The organism is Streptomyces yaizuensis, from assembly GCF_034961445.1.
GTDB classification, from domain to species: domain Bacteria; phylum Actinomycetota; class Actinomycetes; order Streptomycetales; family Streptomycetaceae; genus Streptomyces; species Streptomyces yaizuensis.
In genome coordinates this window covers 1,027,403-1,041,278 of the sequence record NZ_BSBI01000001.1, presented here as the reverse complement: position 1 = coordinate 1,041,278, position 13,876 = coordinate 1,027,403, and the positions used below count along the sequence as shown (strand labels likewise).

Here is a 13,876-nt window from a genome sequence, read left to right as displayed (position 1 = left end):
ATGCCGGAGTATCTGAGCCCCGGGGTCTACATCGAGGAGATCGACGCGGGACCACGGCCGATCGCGGGGGTGAGCACCAGCACGGCCGGGATGGTCGGGGTCACCGCCCGGGGGCCGTCGGTGGGCAAACCGAAGCTGGTGACCACGTTCCTGGAGTACCAGAACACCTTCGGCGGCTTTCTGCCGGAGCCGGACGCCACCGTCCGTGACGCCTGGGCCGGTGACGCGGCCGAGGGCGGCCGCTGGTGGCTCTTCCCGCTGGCGGTCAAGGGCTTCTTCGACAACGGCGGCCAGCGGCTGTACGTGAAGCGGGTCGTCAGCGCGCAGGCCCTGCCCTCGTCGGGGACGCTGGGCGAGGGTCTGGTGAGCCCGGTCGCCGCGCAGGCCGCGCGGGGCGCGACCACGCTGGAGCTGGCGCATCTGATCGGGTTCGGCGGCGTCGGGCAGCAGGTGCGGATCCTGCGCGGGGACGACGGCCAGGAGGTGCACACCGCGGTCGTCGCCTCGTACGACCGGGCCGCGCGGCGGATCGTGCTGGACACTCCGCTGCCGGCGGAGGTCAGGACGGCGCGCGGGGACTACGTCCAGGTCGGGACGCGCGGCGCGGGCCCGACGCTGCGGTTCGCGGCGGTCAGCCCCGGTTCCTGGGGCGACGCGGTCCAGGTGCGGGTGGTGCCGGTGGTGTCGGCGGCGCTGCCGGTGCTGCCGGATCCGCAGGAGGGGGTCCTCTTCGTCAGCCGGCTCGTCGCGGACGCGGCGCAGGACAGCGACACCGTGGACGTGGCGGCGGTGCCCGGGCTCGACCCCGACGAGCTGCCGTCCGCGGTGTGGGCGGACATCGGCGGCACCCGGTTCCGGGTCCAGGTGAGCCAGCCCGCGGACGGCCGGGTGCGGCTGACGTTCCCCACGGGGACGGACCATCCGGCGTGGCAGTCGGGTCTCGCGGTGCGCCGGGTGCGGCGGGGCAATGTGGCCGCCGGGCAGACGCTGCGGGTCGGCGGCGCGAGCCGGCTCTACCGGGGTGCCGTCGTCCAGCTCGACGACGGGACGGCGCTGAGCGTGCGCACGGTCGGCGCGGTCGCCGCCGACGTGGTCACCTTCACCGCCCCCGTTCCGGGGACCTTCTTCGAGACGGACCGGCTCCATCTGATCGAGGCCCGGGTGGACACCCGGTACACCGATCCGGCCGGCGCGTCGGTGACGGAGACCTTCGACGGGCTGCGGCTGGCCGGGGACGGCGACACGGGGCTGCCCGTGGTGCTGGCGGCCCGCTCCCAGCTGGTGCGGGCGACGGCGCTGCCGGGTCTCTCCACCGACCCGGCGGCCTTCCCGCTGCCCCGTACCGGGTCCTGGCTGACGCTGGAGAACGGCGACGACGCCCATGACCGGCTGAGCGTGGGCGACTTCACCGGCACGGACGGCGGCAGCGGCCGGCGCACCGGCATCGTGGCGCTGGAGGACATCGACGAAGTGTCGGTCTGCGCGGTGCCCGGGGTGTGGTCGGGGACGGTCGAGTCGGCCCTGGTGACCCACTGCGAGCTGCTGCGGGACCGGTTCGCGGTGCTCGACCCGCAGGACGGTCTGGACCTGGAGGGCGTCCAGGCGTTCCGGGAGCGGTTCGACACCAAGTACGCGGCGCTGTACTACCCGTGGCTGGTGGCCCGGGATCCGTCGGTGAACCGGGACGTCGAGGTGCCGCCGTCGGGGCATCTCGCCGGGATCTACGCCCGGGTGGACGTGGAGCGGGGGGTGCACAAGGCCCCGGCCAACACGGTGATCCGGGGCATCCGGGCGGTCGACGGGATCGCCCAGGACGTGACCCGGCGCCATCAGGACCTGCTGAACCCGAGGGGGATCAACGCGCTGCGGTTCTTCCCCGGTCTCGGTCACCGGGTGTGGGGGGCGCGGACCCTGTCGTCGGACAGTTCCTGGAAGTACATCAACGTCCGGCGGCTCTTCCTCTTCCTGGAGGAGTCGATCGACGAGGGCACCCAGTGGGTGGTGTTCGAGCCCAACGACGAAGCGCTGTGGGCGCTGGTGCGGCAGACGGTGGCGAACTTCCTCACCACGGTCTGGCGCGGCGGGGCGCTCGCCGGGACCACCGCCGACGAGGCGTTCTTCGTCGCCTGCGACCGCACCACCATGACCGAGGACGATCTGGCCAACGGCCGGCTCATCTGTGTCATCGGTGTCGCGCCGGTCTTCCCGGCCGAGTTCGTGATCTTCCGGATCCAGCAGAGGACCCGCGAGACCCAGATCGCCTGAGAGTAGCCGAGGAGAGCCACCATGCCCCCTGTGACCAGGGACGACCCGTACGCGTCCTACAACTTCCAGATCATCGTGACCAATGTCAGCGACGACGGGGTCGCGGTCAGCGGTTCCTTCACGGAGGCCAGCGGGCTCGAACTGGAGATCCCGGTGATCGAGTACCGCAATGGGAGCGAGGACATCACCGTCCGCAAGATCCCGGGGCTGAAGAAGTTCACCAATCTGACCTTCAAACGCGGGGTCACCGGCCATGTCGGCTTCTGGAACTGGGTCGTCGAGGCGCTGAACGGGAAGGTGCGGCGCACCTCCGGTTCGATCGTGCTGCTGGACGAGAACCGCCAGGAGGCCATGCGGTGGAACTTCGACCGCGGCTGGCCGACCAAGTACACCGGCCCGACCCTGAGCGCGACCAAGAACGAGATCGCCATGGAGACGCTGGTGCTGGCGGTCGAGAAGCTGGAGATCGACGTCTGACATGACGACCGAAGCGCTCCCCGGAGTCTCCCTGACGTTCGTGCCGCGCGGCTCGGACGAGGAGCCGCTGCGCACGGATGTGGCGGCGTTCCTCGGCCGGTTCCGCCGGGGTCCGGCCGGTGTTCCGGTACGGGTGGAGAGCTGGCGCGATGTGCTGGGCGCGTTCGGGGCGCCGGACGGTGCCTCGGCGGCCCCGTACGCCGTGCGCGGCTTCTTCGAGAACGGCGGGCGGACGGCGTGGCTGCTGCGGGTGACCGGTCCGGGCGCGGTGGCGCGGGCCGAGTGGGCGGTCGGGGACGTGGGCGGTTTCGCCGCGCGGCGGTACACGGTGGTGGCGACCAGTCCGGGGGCCTGGGCCAACGGCGCGCGGGTCGGCATCCGGTTCCGGTCCAGCACGGTGGCCGGGCCGCCGACGGTGGATGTGCGGGTGACGGTGCCCGGGGAGCCGCCGGAGTCGTTCCCCGGGCTCGCGCCGGGCGCCCTGGAGGCCGGGGTGGCCGCGTCCCGGCTGGTGCGGCTGGTTCCGGGCGGGCCGCCGCCGGCGCCCCGGGCGCGGGTGCCGATCACGCTGACCTGGGAGCTGACGCTCACCGGGGGCGTCGACCGCCCGCCGGACCGGGGTGCCTACGCGGCTGCCGTTGCCCGGCAGGCGACGCTGCCGGAGCCGGCGCTGGTGGCCCTGCCGGACCTGGGGGCGGATCTGAGCGGCGCGGACCACCGGGAGCTGGTGCGGGAGCTGCTGGTGACCGTGCGGCCGCTGCTGGACCGGCTGGTGGTGCTGGACGTGCCGCCGGGGCTGGTGTCCGTGGACGAGGCGGTGGCGTTTGCCCGGGAGCTGGACGCGCCGGGCGAGGACCTGGCCGCGGCGACCGCCGCGGTCTACCATCCGCCGCTGCTGGTGCCCGAGGGCACGGGGGCGCGGACGGTGCCGGCGTCGGGTCATGTCCTGGGGGTCATCGCCCGGCTGGACGCCGAGCGGGGGGCGCACCACACTCCCGCCAACGCGGTGCTGCTGGAGGCGGTGGACCTGGCGGTGGCGTTCCCCGTGGCGCAGCAGGTGCGGCTGGTGGATGCGGGGATCGATCTGCTGCGGTGCACCCGGGGCCGGGGGCTCGTGGTGTGGGGCGGGCGCACGCTGTCCACCGCCCCGGACCTCCGGTACATCGCCCATCGCAGGCTGCTGCATCTGCTGGTGCGGGCGATCCGGCGGGTGGCGGCGCCTTTGGTGTTCGACGTCAACTCGCCCGAGCTGCGGCTGACGCTGGTGCGGGCGCTGACGTCCGTACTGCTCGCGGCGTTCCGTGCCGGGGCGCTCGCCGGGGCCCGGCCGGAGCAGGCGTTCCGGGTGGTGTGCGACGAGGGCAACAACCCGCCGGGGCAGGACCCGGCGACGACGGTGTGCGAGGTGGAGGTCGCTCCCGCCGTTCCGATGGAGTTCATCCGGCTGCGTCTGGTGCTCGGCGCGGACCGGGGTCTGGAGGTGATCGAGGCATGACGTCGGACCCGCTGACCAAGTTCCGTTTCCTGGTGACGCTGGACCCCGGTGACGCCTATCTGCCGGCGGCGCAGGCGCTGTTGCTGCCGCTGGTGGCGTCCGGGGCGTTCCAGGAGGTCACCGGGTTGGGTGCGCAGCTGGAGGTGACGAGTTACGCGGAGGGCGGCCGCAACGACTCGGTGCACCAGCTGCCGCTGCGGCACACCTGGAGCCGGATCGTCCTCAAGCGCGGGGTGGTCCGCGACCCGGGGTTGTGGGCCTGGTACCAGGCCGGTCTCTCGGACGCGCTGGGGGCCCGCCGCGACGGGGCGGTGATCGTGCTGGGCCCGGACGGGGTGCCCGCGGCGGCGTGGGCGTTCCACGGCGGGCTCGCCGCCAAGTGGTCGGGGCCCGATCTGCACGCCGAACAGAACGCGGTCGCCGTCGAGAGTCTGGAGATCGCGCACGAGGGGCTGACCAAGGTGCTCCAGGACACGGTGGCGGCCACGATCTCACAGCTGAGCCGAGGGAGGTGACCGGGGTGCCGAAGGTGACCATTCACCATCTGGAGGTCCGGTTCCAGGTCGAGGGCGACGACGGCGCGGTGTTCACGCGCCTGTTCAACCAGCACATCCAGGCGTGGTCGCGGCTGTACGAGGACGCCTGCGCCCGGTCCCGGCAGACCCGGGCCGAGCGCCGCTTCGGGGACGGGGAGGACCGGTCGTGAGCGTGACGCCCGTGTCGTTCACCCGTCAGCGGGCCGCGCAGGCCCGGCTGGAGATCGTCCGGCCGGTGATCGCGGACGAGCGGCGGCGGCGGATCCCGCTGCGGTTCAACCCGACGGACTACAAGCTGAGCAAGAGCAACACGTTCGCGGAGATCACGATCCCGGGTCTGGAGACGCCGCCGCTCCAGTTCGTGCGCGGCGGTACGGAGACCCTGACCGTGCAGGCGCTGGTGGACACCTCGGACACGCTGGAGAACGTCCGCAGTACGTATGTGGACGCCCTGCGGGGGCTGTTGCGGCCCGACGCGCGGGAGCACGCGCCGCCGGTGGTGCGGTTCGTGTGGGACCAGGCGGTGTTCACGGGTGTGGTGGAGAAGATGGACGTCCACTACCAGATGTTCCGCCCGGACGGGGTGCCGTTGCGGGCGGCGCTCGATCTGACGCTGAAGGAGTACCGGCCGGCGGCGGTGCAGGTGGCGCAGACCCCGCGGTCGTCGCCGACGGTGGACAAGAGTTACGTGGTGCGCCGGGGCGACACCCTCAGCAGCATCTCGGCCGCGGTGTACCGGCGGCCGGACGCCTGGCGGGAGCTGGCGCGGGCCAACGGCATCAGCGATCCGCGCGAGCTGCGGCCGGGGCGGGTCCTGACCGTGCCCCGGCTGCCGTGAGGGGCCGGTGATGGCCTCCCCCACGCCGCAGGTGGCGTCGCCGGACCGGTACGCGCCCGAGTTCGAGGTCCGGATCGAGGGCCTGGAGCTGGACCCGACCACGAAGAACGACGTCATCGACATCAAGGTGAACCGGGACATCGAGGAGATGTCGGGGTTCGATCTGACGCTGAACAACTGGGACGACCGGGAGCTGCGTTTCAAGCACAGCGACTCGCGGGAGTTCCGCCTCGGCGGGCGGGTGTCGGTGCGGCTGGGGTACGCGGACCGGCTGCTGACCGTCGCCACCGGGACCATCAGCACCCTCAGCCCGAAGTTCAGCGACGGGGCGTCGCCGACGGTCGCGGTCAGCGGGGTGGACGGGCTGCTGCGGCTGAAGGACCGCAAGCCCGCCGAGAACGAGCCCAAGATCTACCGTGATCTGCCGGACTGGCGGATCGCGGAGCAGATCGCCCGGCGCAACCAGCTGCGGGTGGAGGTGACCCGGGAGGGGCCGACGCACGAGAGGGTGGTGCAGAAGAACCAGGACGACGCGACGTTCCTCATGGAACGCGCCAAGCGGCTGGATTTCGACTGCTACATCCTGCCGGACCCGGCGTCCGGGGAGGACACCCTCTACTTCATCAGGCCCACGGACGGGCGGGACGGGCGGCCGATCCGGCTGTACCGGTTGGCATACGCCCCGGGGCTGACCACGGGGCCGGCCGCGCAGCCGCCGGGGCTGATCCCCAACCTGCTGGACTTCACCCCGACGCTGACGGTGTCCCAGCAGGTCAGCAAGGTCACGGTGCGCGGCTGGGACCCCCGTACCAAGGCGCCGATCGCCTTCACCGCGACCGCCGAGAACCTGCCGGCGGGGCAGAACGCCGCCGATGGGCAGAGCGGGCCGCAGATGGCCGCGAGCACGCTGGGGAACCGGCAGGACGTGGTGGTCGACGCGCCGGTCTCCAGCGACCAGGAGGCCCGGGAGCTGGCGATCAGCCTGCTGCGGGAGCGGGCGTACGAGTTCATCACGGGGACCGGCCGGGTGGCGGGGCTGCCGGAGCTGCGGCCGGGCGACAACCTGGAGATTTTCGGCCTCGGCCGGCGGTTCTCCGGCACGTACTTCGTCAAACGGGTCGAGCACACCCTCAACACCAGTGGCTTCTTCACCACGTTCACCGGCCGGCGGATCCATCAGGGGGACCAGTGACGAGCAGGACCACGCCGCGCGCCCGCAGCGCCGACAAGCGGTACTACGGGGTCGTCGAGGCGCTCGTCGTGGAGAACGACGGCGACGACGAGGCCCGGGTGAAGCTGACCTTCCCCTGGTTCGACGGCAGCACGGTCACCGACTGGTGCCGGGTGGCGCAGCCGTACGCGGGCGGCGGGTACGGCACCGTGTTCGTGCCCGAGAAGGGCGACGAGGTGCTGGTCGCCTTCGTCCACGGGGACATGCGCTACCCGATCGTGGTGGGCGGGCTCTACAACGGCCGGGACAAGCCGCCCACGGCCCGGGCCGGGGGCCGCGACGAGAAGACGATCCGGACCCGGCACGGCCACGAGGTGGTCCTCGACGACACCCCGTCGAAGGCGGCCGTGCGGATCACCTCGGCCGCCGGGCACGTCGTCGAACTCGACGACGAGGGCAAGGCGATCAGCATCACGGCCGCCGCCGGCGGCAGCGTGACCGTCACCGCGCAGGGCGACATCACCCTCACGGCGCCCCGGGTGAGTGTCGACTCCCCCTCCATCGACCTCGGCGGCGGTGCGACCGAGCCGCTGGTCCTCGGCAACGCGCTGCTCACCGCGTTCAACACGCACACCCATCCGTCCGCCGCCGGGCCGACCGGGCCGCCGGTCGTGCCGCTCACCCCCGCCGTCCTGGCGCGGAAGGCGAGGACCGCATGAGCGAGGACTTCCTCGGCGCCGGGTGGCGCTTTCCGATCCTGCCCGATACGGCCGGGCGGCTCGGCTACGCCGTCGGCGAGGAGAGCATCGAGCACTGTCTGCGGGCGCTGCTGCTGACCGGGGTGGGCGAGCGGGTGATGCGGCCCGATCTCGGCACCCGGGCGCAGGAGTCGGTGTTCGCGCCGGGCAGTGTGCAGAGCCTGCGCGACCTGGAGGGTTCGATCGCGGACGCGGTCCGCGACCACGAGCCGCGGGTGGAGCTGGAGTCGGTGCGCGCGGAGGCCGACGCCGACGACCCGGCACGGGTGACCGTGGCGGTGGAGTACCGGATCCGGCGCAGCAACACCAAGGCCAATCTGGTCTTCCCGTACTACGCCGGCCTGCTGGGGGGCGCGTCATGACCCTGCCGCCGCCGAAGCTGGACGATCTGACCTGGGCCGACATGATGGCGGCGGTGCGCCGCCGGATCCCGGCCGAGTCGGACGGCCGCTGGACGCTGCACGCGCCCGTCGACCCCGGCATCACGCTCCTGGAGCTGTTCGCCTATCTGCTGGAGCAGCGGCTGTACTGGCTGGACCAGGTGCCCGACGCGCTGGTGGTGGCGATCCTGCGGCTGCTGGGCGTCGATCCGCCGCGCCCCGCCCGCCCGGCGGCGACGGTGCTGCGGCTGGCGGCCCGGTGGCCGGACACCGAGACACCCGTGGTGCCCGCCGGGACGGCGCTGTCGCGGGATCCCCTGGGGCGGACCACGTTCACCCTCGACGACGGGGTGAGTGTCCTTCCGCTGGAGGCGGGCGGGGAGGTCACCGTGGTCACCGACCGCGACCGGAGCGCCGACCTGCGGTCCGGGCGGGCCGTGCCGCTGCTGGCCGCCGACGGCGCCCCGGCGACGGCCCGGTTCACGCTGCCGCTGGCCGGGGAACTGCCCGCGCCGGGGCCGCTGTCGCTGCTGGTGGAGGTCGCCGCGCCGGCCGCGTGCCCGGCCGCCTGGCTGCCCGGCGCGGTCGTCGGCGTGCCCCCGCCGGCGGAGCTGACCTGGTCCTGGTTCCGGCCCGGGACGGACCGTGCGGGGCCCTTCACCCGGGTCGAGGACGGTACGGCGGGGCTGCGCCGCTCCGGTGTGGTGCGGCTTCATCCGCCGGCCGGCTGGACCACGGCGGACCGGGGGCTGCTCCTCGCGACCGGCGCGGCGACCTTTGCCGCGCCGCCGCGGCTGCTGCGGCTCGCGGTCAACGTGTCCGCGGCGCGCCACCGCGAGGAACGGACCGTCACCGGTGAGGAGCTGGCGGGACAGCTGCGCGGCTGGCTGCGGCTGCCGGGGCAGCGGCTGGAGCTGCCGGGCGCGGCGGGCCGGCTGCTCTCGGCGGAACTGGAGCTTTCGGGCGAGCGGTGGCGGCCGGTGCCGGACTTCACCTTCGGCGCCCCCGGCGAACGGATCTTCACCCTGGACCGGACGGCCGGGGCGCTGGTCTTCGGCGACGGGCTCACCGGGCACATCCCGGGCCCCGAGGGCACGGTCCGGGTCCGCTACACCGTCGGCGGCGGCCGGGACGGCAACGGCGGGCTGACGGAGAACTGGCTGCCCGCCGAGGACGCGCTCACCCGGTACGGGGCGGTGACCGGGACCAATCTGGTCCAGGCCCAGGGCGGCACGGACCCGGAGACGGTGGCGGCGGCGCGGGCCCGCGCCGCCGGGGTCCTCGGCGAGGTGACGCGCGCGGTGACCGCCGACGACTACGTCACCCTCGCCCGGACCACACCCGGTGTCGCCGTCGCGCGGGCGCACGCCTCGGTCGGGGAGCACCCGGGCTTCCCCTGTTCCCCGGTGCCGGGCGCGGTGACGGTGCGGATCGTGCCCCTCGTGCCCCGCGACGACGCCCCGGACACGGTGGCGGAGCCCCGGCCCGACCCGGGGGCGCTGCGCGCGGTCGCCGAGCGGCTGGCCGCGGCCCGGCTGCTCACGTCGGAGGTCTTCGTCCGCCCGCCCGACTACCGGGCGGTGGCGCTGCGGGTCGACCTCACGGACGTGCCCGCCGACCGCGCCCGGGTGGCCTCGGTCGCGGCGGCGGCGCTGCGCCGCTTCCTCGATCCGCTCACCGGCGGCGACACGGGCGACGGCTGGCCGTTCGGGCAGCCGCTGCGGCCCTCGTCGCTGCTGCGGGCCGCGCAGCGCGCGCTCGGGGACCTCGCCGAGGTCGCGGGGGTCCGAATCGGTCTCGACGGGGCCGTGCCCGGCGAGGACTGCCGGGACGTACGCATCGGTGCGGCCGAGCTGCCGGCGCTGCGGTCGGTCCGCATCCGCGCGGTGGCCGCCCCGGGCGGCGGGGAGGGGCTGGAATGAGCGACGGCGTGTGGTGGGAGCGCGGGGCGCGGGACGAGGGCCGGATGGTCCCGGGCCCGGGGCCGGGCGGGGTCCGGCCGGAGCTGGTGGACGCGAGCCGGGAGGCGGTGCGCGCGGCCGTGCGCGGCCGGATCGCCGGCTACACCCCCGACTGGACCGACCCCGACCGGCAGGACGCGGGGGTGGCCCTGGTGCGGCTCTTCGGCACCCAGGCCGAGCCGGTGCTCGCCCGGGTGAACCGGCTCCCGGAGAAGATCCTCGCGGAGCATCTGGCGACGGCGGGGGTGCGGCGGCGGCCCGCCGGACCCGCCGCGGCGCTGCTGGAGTTCACCGTGAACCCGCCGGACGGCGCCTCCGTGCTGGTGCCCGCCGGGTTCCAGGCCGCCGCGCCGGGCCCGGACGGGCAGGTGGTGTACGAGACGGACCAGGATCTGTACGCGACCGCGGCGACGGTCGCCGCGCTGGTGGTGCAGCAGGCGGGGACGCTGGAGCCGCTGCCGCTGGGTCCGGCGGGTCCCGGCCGGCCGTTCGCGCCGTTCGGCCGGGATCCCGGGCCCGGTGACGGTCTGTGGATCGCGCTGGCCGGGGCCGCCGCGCCGTATCCGCGGCTGTCGCTGGGACTGGTGGTGGTGGCCGTGCCGCCGGCGCCGTCGGCCGCGCGCTCCGGCGGCCCGGCCGCCCCGGCGGCGGCGGGGCCGCTGCTGCGCTGGGACGTGCTGGACGGCACCCGGTTCGTCCCCGCCGACGTGGTGCGGGACGGCACGGACGGGCTGCGGACCGACGGCACGGTGGAGCTGCGGGTGCCGCGCTCGTGGGCGCCGGGCGGGCCGCCGGGGCTGCGCCAGGGGCCGCCGCTGCGCTGGCTGCGGCTGCGGGTCGCGCACGGCTCGTTCACCGGTTCGTCGCCGGTGCTGTCGGGGCTGCGGCTGAACACGGTCGGTGCCACCGCCGCCCGGACCGTCCGGGACGAGCCCCTCCAGCCGGTGCGGGACACCTCGGGCGCGGACCGCCGGGTGATGACGCTGAGCCAGGTCCCGATCCTCGCCGGTTCGGTGGTGATCGAGGTCGACGACGACACCGGCGGGGACGTGTTCGGCACGTCCGCCGGGCCGGCGTCCCGGTGGCGGGAGGTGGAGAGCCTGGCCGCCTGCGGCGCGGACGACCGGGTGTTCACGGTGGACCACGCCACGGGCGAGGTCGCCTTCGGGGACGGGGTGCACGGCGCGGCGGTGCCGCAGGGGTTCCGCAATGTCCGCGCGGTGCGCTACCGGGTGGGCGGGGGCAGCGCCGGGGCGGTGGCGGCGGGCGCCGTCAACGCGGTGGTGACGGCGCTGCCGTTCGTCATCGGGGTCACCAATCCGTTCCCGGCCTCCGGGGGCACGGACGCGGAGCCGGACGCGGCGGCGATCCGCCGGGGCGTGGGCGAGCTGCGGGCCCGGGGGCGGGCCGTGGCCCCCGCCGACTACGGTCTGCTGGCCACGCGGACGCCCGGTGCGGCGGTGGCCCGCGCCCGGGGGGTGCCGGGGCTGCACCCCGGTTTCCCGGGGGTGCGGATCCCGGGCGTGGTGGGGGTGCTGGTGGTCCCGGAGCCCGCGCCGGACGCGGACCCGGCGGCGGGTCCCGGGGTGCCGACCGCCGCCGCCCTGCGGGCGGTGGCCGACTTCCTGACCCGGACCGCCGCGCCCGCCGGGGTGACGGTGGTCGCCGCGCCGGCCGCGTACCGGCGGGTCGCGGTGGAGGCGTGGGTGACGCTCGATCCGGACCTGGACCGCTCGGGGGTGCTGGCGCGGGCCGGCGACATGGTGACGACCCATCTGGACCCGCTGCGCGGTGGCGACGACGGCGCGGGCTGGCCGTTCGGCGGCGCGCTGCGGCACACGCCGCTGGTGCGGCGGCTGCTGGAGGTCGAGGGGGTCCTCGCCGTCTCCCGGCTCTCCTTCACGGTCGACGGTGTCCGCCTGGCGGCCTGCGCCGACCATCCGATCGGGCCGGACCGCCTGGTGTGGCCCGAGCGCCCGCTGCTGATCCCGGTGGGTGATCCGGCATGACCTGTACTCCCGGACCCGCCACGTTCCGGCTGCTCGACGCGTACATCGGATGGGACCCCGACACCGACGGCGGTGAACCCGCGACGCACGGCATCGTCGGCCTCGACGACCCCGACGGGATCCGGCTCGCCCACCGGGGTGCGCCGGAGGGGCCCGGCCGGGACGCGTTGCTGCCGTGGTTCCCCGACCGGCGGCTGGCTCCCGGGTGCCGGCCGGGTCTGTGGTATCTGCTGGTGCCGGGGCGGCGGCCGCGGCTGCTGCGGCGGGACGTGTGCGCGGGCGGGTGGCCGCCCGTGTGGTCGCCCGCGTGCGGGCCGCCGCCGCTGGAGGGGCCGGTGTCCGTCGCCGCGCGCGGCAACCGTGTCGCCGTGGTCGAGCCCGGCCGGGTACGGGTGTGGGACCGGGAGGGCGAACGGCTCGTCACCGTCGTCACGGTCCGGGGCGCGCGGTGGGCGGCGCCCGCGCCCGGCGGTGAGGTGCTGGTGGCCCGCCGGGGCACCACGGATCTGCGGCGCTACGGTCCGGACGGCCGGCTGCGGGCGGTGGTGCGCACCGGGGCGGCCGGCGCGGTGGCGGGGCTGCGGTCCGGGCCCGGCGGCAGCGTCTGGGTGCTCACCGACGACCACGGCCGGCTGCGGATCCACCGGGGCGGCCGGGGCGGCCCCTTCCGCCAGGTCACCGTGGCCGAACTGGCCGCCGGTCTGCCGCCGGGCACCCTGGTCGCGGCCGGCGCGGACGGCTTCTGTCTGCGGGAGCCCGGTCCCGAGGCCCCGGTCACGTCCTGCTGGACCTGGGACGGCGAGCCCCGGGACACCCCGCCGCCGGTGCCGGCCCCGTACGAGACGTCCGGGGTGCTGCTGACCCGGCTCATCGACAGCGGGATCGCGCGCTGTCGCTGGCACCGGATCCGGCTCGACGCCGATGTGCCGCGGGGCACCGCCGTCACCGCCGAGATCGTGGTGTCGGAGGACGGCCGGTACGAGGACGCCGACTGGCAGCGGACGGCCCCGGGGACCGCCGACTTCCTGGCCGACCAGCCGCCGGGCCGTTTCCTGCGGCTGCGGCTGCGGCTGACGGGCGACGACTCGGCGACGCCGGTGGTCCGCCGGGTCCGGCTGGACTTCCCCCGGGTGACCAGTGCGGACCTGCTGCCGCCCGCGTTCCGGGAGGACCCGGCGGCGGACGACTTCACCGAGCGGTTCCTGTCGCTGTTCGACGCGACGCTGGCGCAGCTGGACCGGACCATCGAGCGGGTGCCCGCGCTGCTGGACCCGGACGGGGTCCCGGACCGGGCGCTGCCGTGGCTGGCGGGGCTGCTGGGGCTCGCGTACGAGTCCGGCTGGGACGTGCCGACGCGGCGGGCCCTGCTGGCGGCGGCGCCCCGGCTGTACCGGTACCGGGGCACCCCCTGGGCGCTGCGGGAGGCGGTGCGCATCGTGTTCGGGGTGGCACCGGTCATCGACGAGGCGGCGGCGGACCGGCGCTGGGCGCGGGTCCGGGCCGCCGGGGCGGGTCCCGAGCCGCCGGAGCGGCGCGGCGAGGGGCTGGGCACGGTACGGCTGTTCGGCCGGTCGGCCGGCCGGTTCCGGGTGGGCGGTTCGGCCCTGGGGGCGGCGCCGCTGCGGGCGTTCGGCGACCCGGACGCGGACGCGGTGGCCGCGCACGCGTACCGGTTCCGGCTGCTGCTGCCCGCCGGGGCCGCGGACGAAGGGGCGCTGGCCCGGCTGGTGCGCCGCCAGGCCCCGGCGCACACCGTCGGTTCGGTGCGTACCGGGGGCTCGGGGTTCGTGGTCGGCTCGCGCTCCACGGTCGGGGTGGACACCGCGTTCGTCCCGCTGCCGCCGCCGGTGCTGGGCGGCGCGCGGCCGCTGCGGCTCAACCGGGACGCGGTCCTGCGGCCGGGGCCACGAGGGGCGCGGCGCGGTGTCGGAGTGGGTGTCGTGGCCGCCGTCGGTGTGCACACACGGATGTCTTGAGAGGACGGGG

Annotated in this window: 12 protein-coding genes; all 12 read left to right on the top strand. The window is 75.5% G+C overall.

Annotated features, from left to right (window positions below):
- From SYYSPA8_RS03845 to SYYSPA8_RS03790, 12 genes are read left to right on the top strand one after another with little or no spacing between them, the layout of a single operon-like run.
- The gene (locus SYYSPA8_RS03845) at nt 1–2,265 is read left to right on the top strand and encodes a phage tail sheath C-terminal domain-containing protein (RefSeq protein WP_323445461.1); all 2,265 of its coding nucleotides are present in this window, start codon (nt 1–3) and stop codon (nt 2,263–2,265) included.
- A gap of 21 nt (nt 2,266–2,286) precedes the next feature.
- Nucleotides 2,287–2,742 carry a phage tail protein gene (locus tag SYYSPA8_RS03840; RefSeq protein WP_323445460.1) on the top strand — a complete coding sequence of 152 codons (456 nt, stop codon included), beginning with the start codon at nt 2,287–2,289 and terminating at the stop codon, nt 2,740–2,742.
- A gap of 1 nt (nt 2,743) precedes the next feature.
- On the top strand, nt 2,744–4,237 hold the full coding sequence (locus SYYSPA8_RS03835) for a phage tail sheath subtilisin-like domain-containing protein (RefSeq protein WP_323445459.1): 1,494 nt from the start codon (nt 2,744–2,746) through the stop codon (nt 4,235–4,237).
- The gene (locus SYYSPA8_RS03830; protein ID WP_323445458.1) at nt 4,234–4,752 is read left to right on the top strand and encodes a phage tail protein; all 519 of its coding nucleotides are present in this window, start codon (nt 4,234–4,236) and stop codon (nt 4,750–4,752) included. Before SYYSPA8_RS03835 ends, SYYSPA8_RS03830 begins: the two co-directional genes overlap by 4 nt.
- The gene (locus SYYSPA8_RS03825) at nt 4,749–4,943 is read left to right on the top strand and encodes a putative phage tail protein (RefSeq protein ID WP_323445457.1); all 195 of its coding nucleotides are present in this window, start codon (nt 4,749–4,751) and stop codon (nt 4,941–4,943) included. The genes SYYSPA8_RS03830 and SYYSPA8_RS03825 overlap by 4 nt, the downstream gene beginning before the upstream one ends.
- Nucleotides 4,940–5,611, top strand: a complete 672-nt coding sequence (locus SYYSPA8_RS03820; protein WP_323445456.1) for a CIS tube protein — start codon at nt 4,940–4,942, stop codon at nt 5,609–5,611. The genes SYYSPA8_RS03825 and SYYSPA8_RS03820 overlap by 4 nt, the downstream gene beginning before the upstream one ends.
- Nucleotides 5,612–5,621: 10 nt before the next feature.
- Nucleotides 5,622–6,803 (top strand): phage late control D family protein, encoded by a 1,182-nt coding sequence (locus SYYSPA8_RS03815; protein WP_323445455.1) that lies wholly within the window; start codon nt 5,622–5,624, stop codon nt 6,801–6,803.
- Nucleotides 6,800–7,501: a phage baseplate assembly protein V gene (locus SYYSPA8_RS03810; RefSeq protein ID WP_323445454.1), complete on the top strand. Its 702-nt coding sequence runs from the start codon at nt 6,800–6,802 to the stop codon at nt 7,499–7,501. Before SYYSPA8_RS03815 ends, SYYSPA8_RS03810 begins: the two co-directional genes overlap by 4 nt.
- On the top strand, nt 7,498–7,902 hold the full coding sequence (locus SYYSPA8_RS03805) for a GPW/gp25 family protein (protein ID WP_323445453.1): 405 nt from the start codon (nt 7,498–7,500) through the stop codon (nt 7,900–7,902). The genes SYYSPA8_RS03810 and SYYSPA8_RS03805 overlap by 4 nt, the downstream gene beginning before the upstream one ends.
- A complete protein-coding gene (locus SYYSPA8_RS03800) occupies nt 7,899–9,842 on the top strand; it encodes a putative baseplate assembly protein (RefSeq protein ID WP_323445452.1) in 1,944 nt (647 codons plus the stop codon). The genes SYYSPA8_RS03805 and SYYSPA8_RS03800 overlap by 4 nt, the downstream gene beginning before the upstream one ends.
- On the top strand, nt 9,839–11,890 hold the full coding sequence (locus SYYSPA8_RS03795; RefSeq protein WP_323445451.1) for a putative baseplate assembly protein: 2,052 nt from the start codon (nt 9,839–9,841) through the stop codon (nt 11,888–11,890). Before SYYSPA8_RS03800 ends, SYYSPA8_RS03795 begins: the two co-directional genes overlap by 4 nt.
- Nucleotides 11,887–13,866, top strand: coding sequence for a phage tail protein (locus tag SYYSPA8_RS03790; RefSeq protein WP_323445450.1), 1,980 nt, complete (start codon nt 11,887–11,889; stop codon nt 13,864–13,866). The genes SYYSPA8_RS03795 and SYYSPA8_RS03790 overlap by 4 nt, the downstream gene beginning before the upstream one ends.
- The last annotated feature ends 10 nt before the right edge of the window (nt 13,867–13,876 follow it).

Excerpts from the sequence above, each read along its gene's own strand:
- SYYSPA8_RS03845 (WP_323445461.1), top strand. The coding sequence starts at position 1 with ATGCCGGAGTATCTGAGCCCCGGGGTCTACATCGAGGAGATCGACGCG.
- SYYSPA8_RS03840 (WP_323445460.1), top strand. The coding sequence starts at position 2,287 with ATGCCCCCTGTGACCAGGGACGACCCGTACGCGTCCTACAACTTCCAG.
- SYYSPA8_RS03835 (WP_323445459.1), top strand. The coding sequence starts at position 2,744 with ATGACGACCGAAGCGCTCCCCGGAGTCTCCCTGACGTTCGTGCCGCGC.
- SYYSPA8_RS03830 (WP_323445458.1), top strand. The coding sequence starts at position 4,234 with ATGACGTCGGACCCGCTGACCAAGTTCCGTTTCCTGGTGACGCTGGAC.
- SYYSPA8_RS03815 (WP_323445455.1), top strand. The coding sequence starts at position 5,622 with ATGGCCTCCCCCACGCCGCAGGTGGCGTCGCCGGACCGGTACGCGCCC.
- SYYSPA8_RS03805 (WP_323445453.1), top strand. The coding sequence starts at position 7,498 with ATGAGCGAGGACTTCCTCGGCGCCGGGTGGCGCTTTCCGATCCTGCCC.
- SYYSPA8_RS03800 (WP_323445452.1), top strand. The coding sequence starts at position 7,899 with ATGACCCTGCCGCCGCCGAAGCTGGACGATCTGACCTGGGCCGACATG.
- SYYSPA8_RS03795 (WP_323445451.1), top strand. The coding sequence starts at position 9,839 with ATGAGCGACGGCGTGTGGTGGGAGCGCGGGGCGCGGGACGAGGGCCGG.
- SYYSPA8_RS03790 (WP_323445450.1), top strand. The coding sequence starts at position 11,887 with ATGACCTGTACTCCCGGACCCGCCACGTTCCGGCTGCTCGACGCGTAC.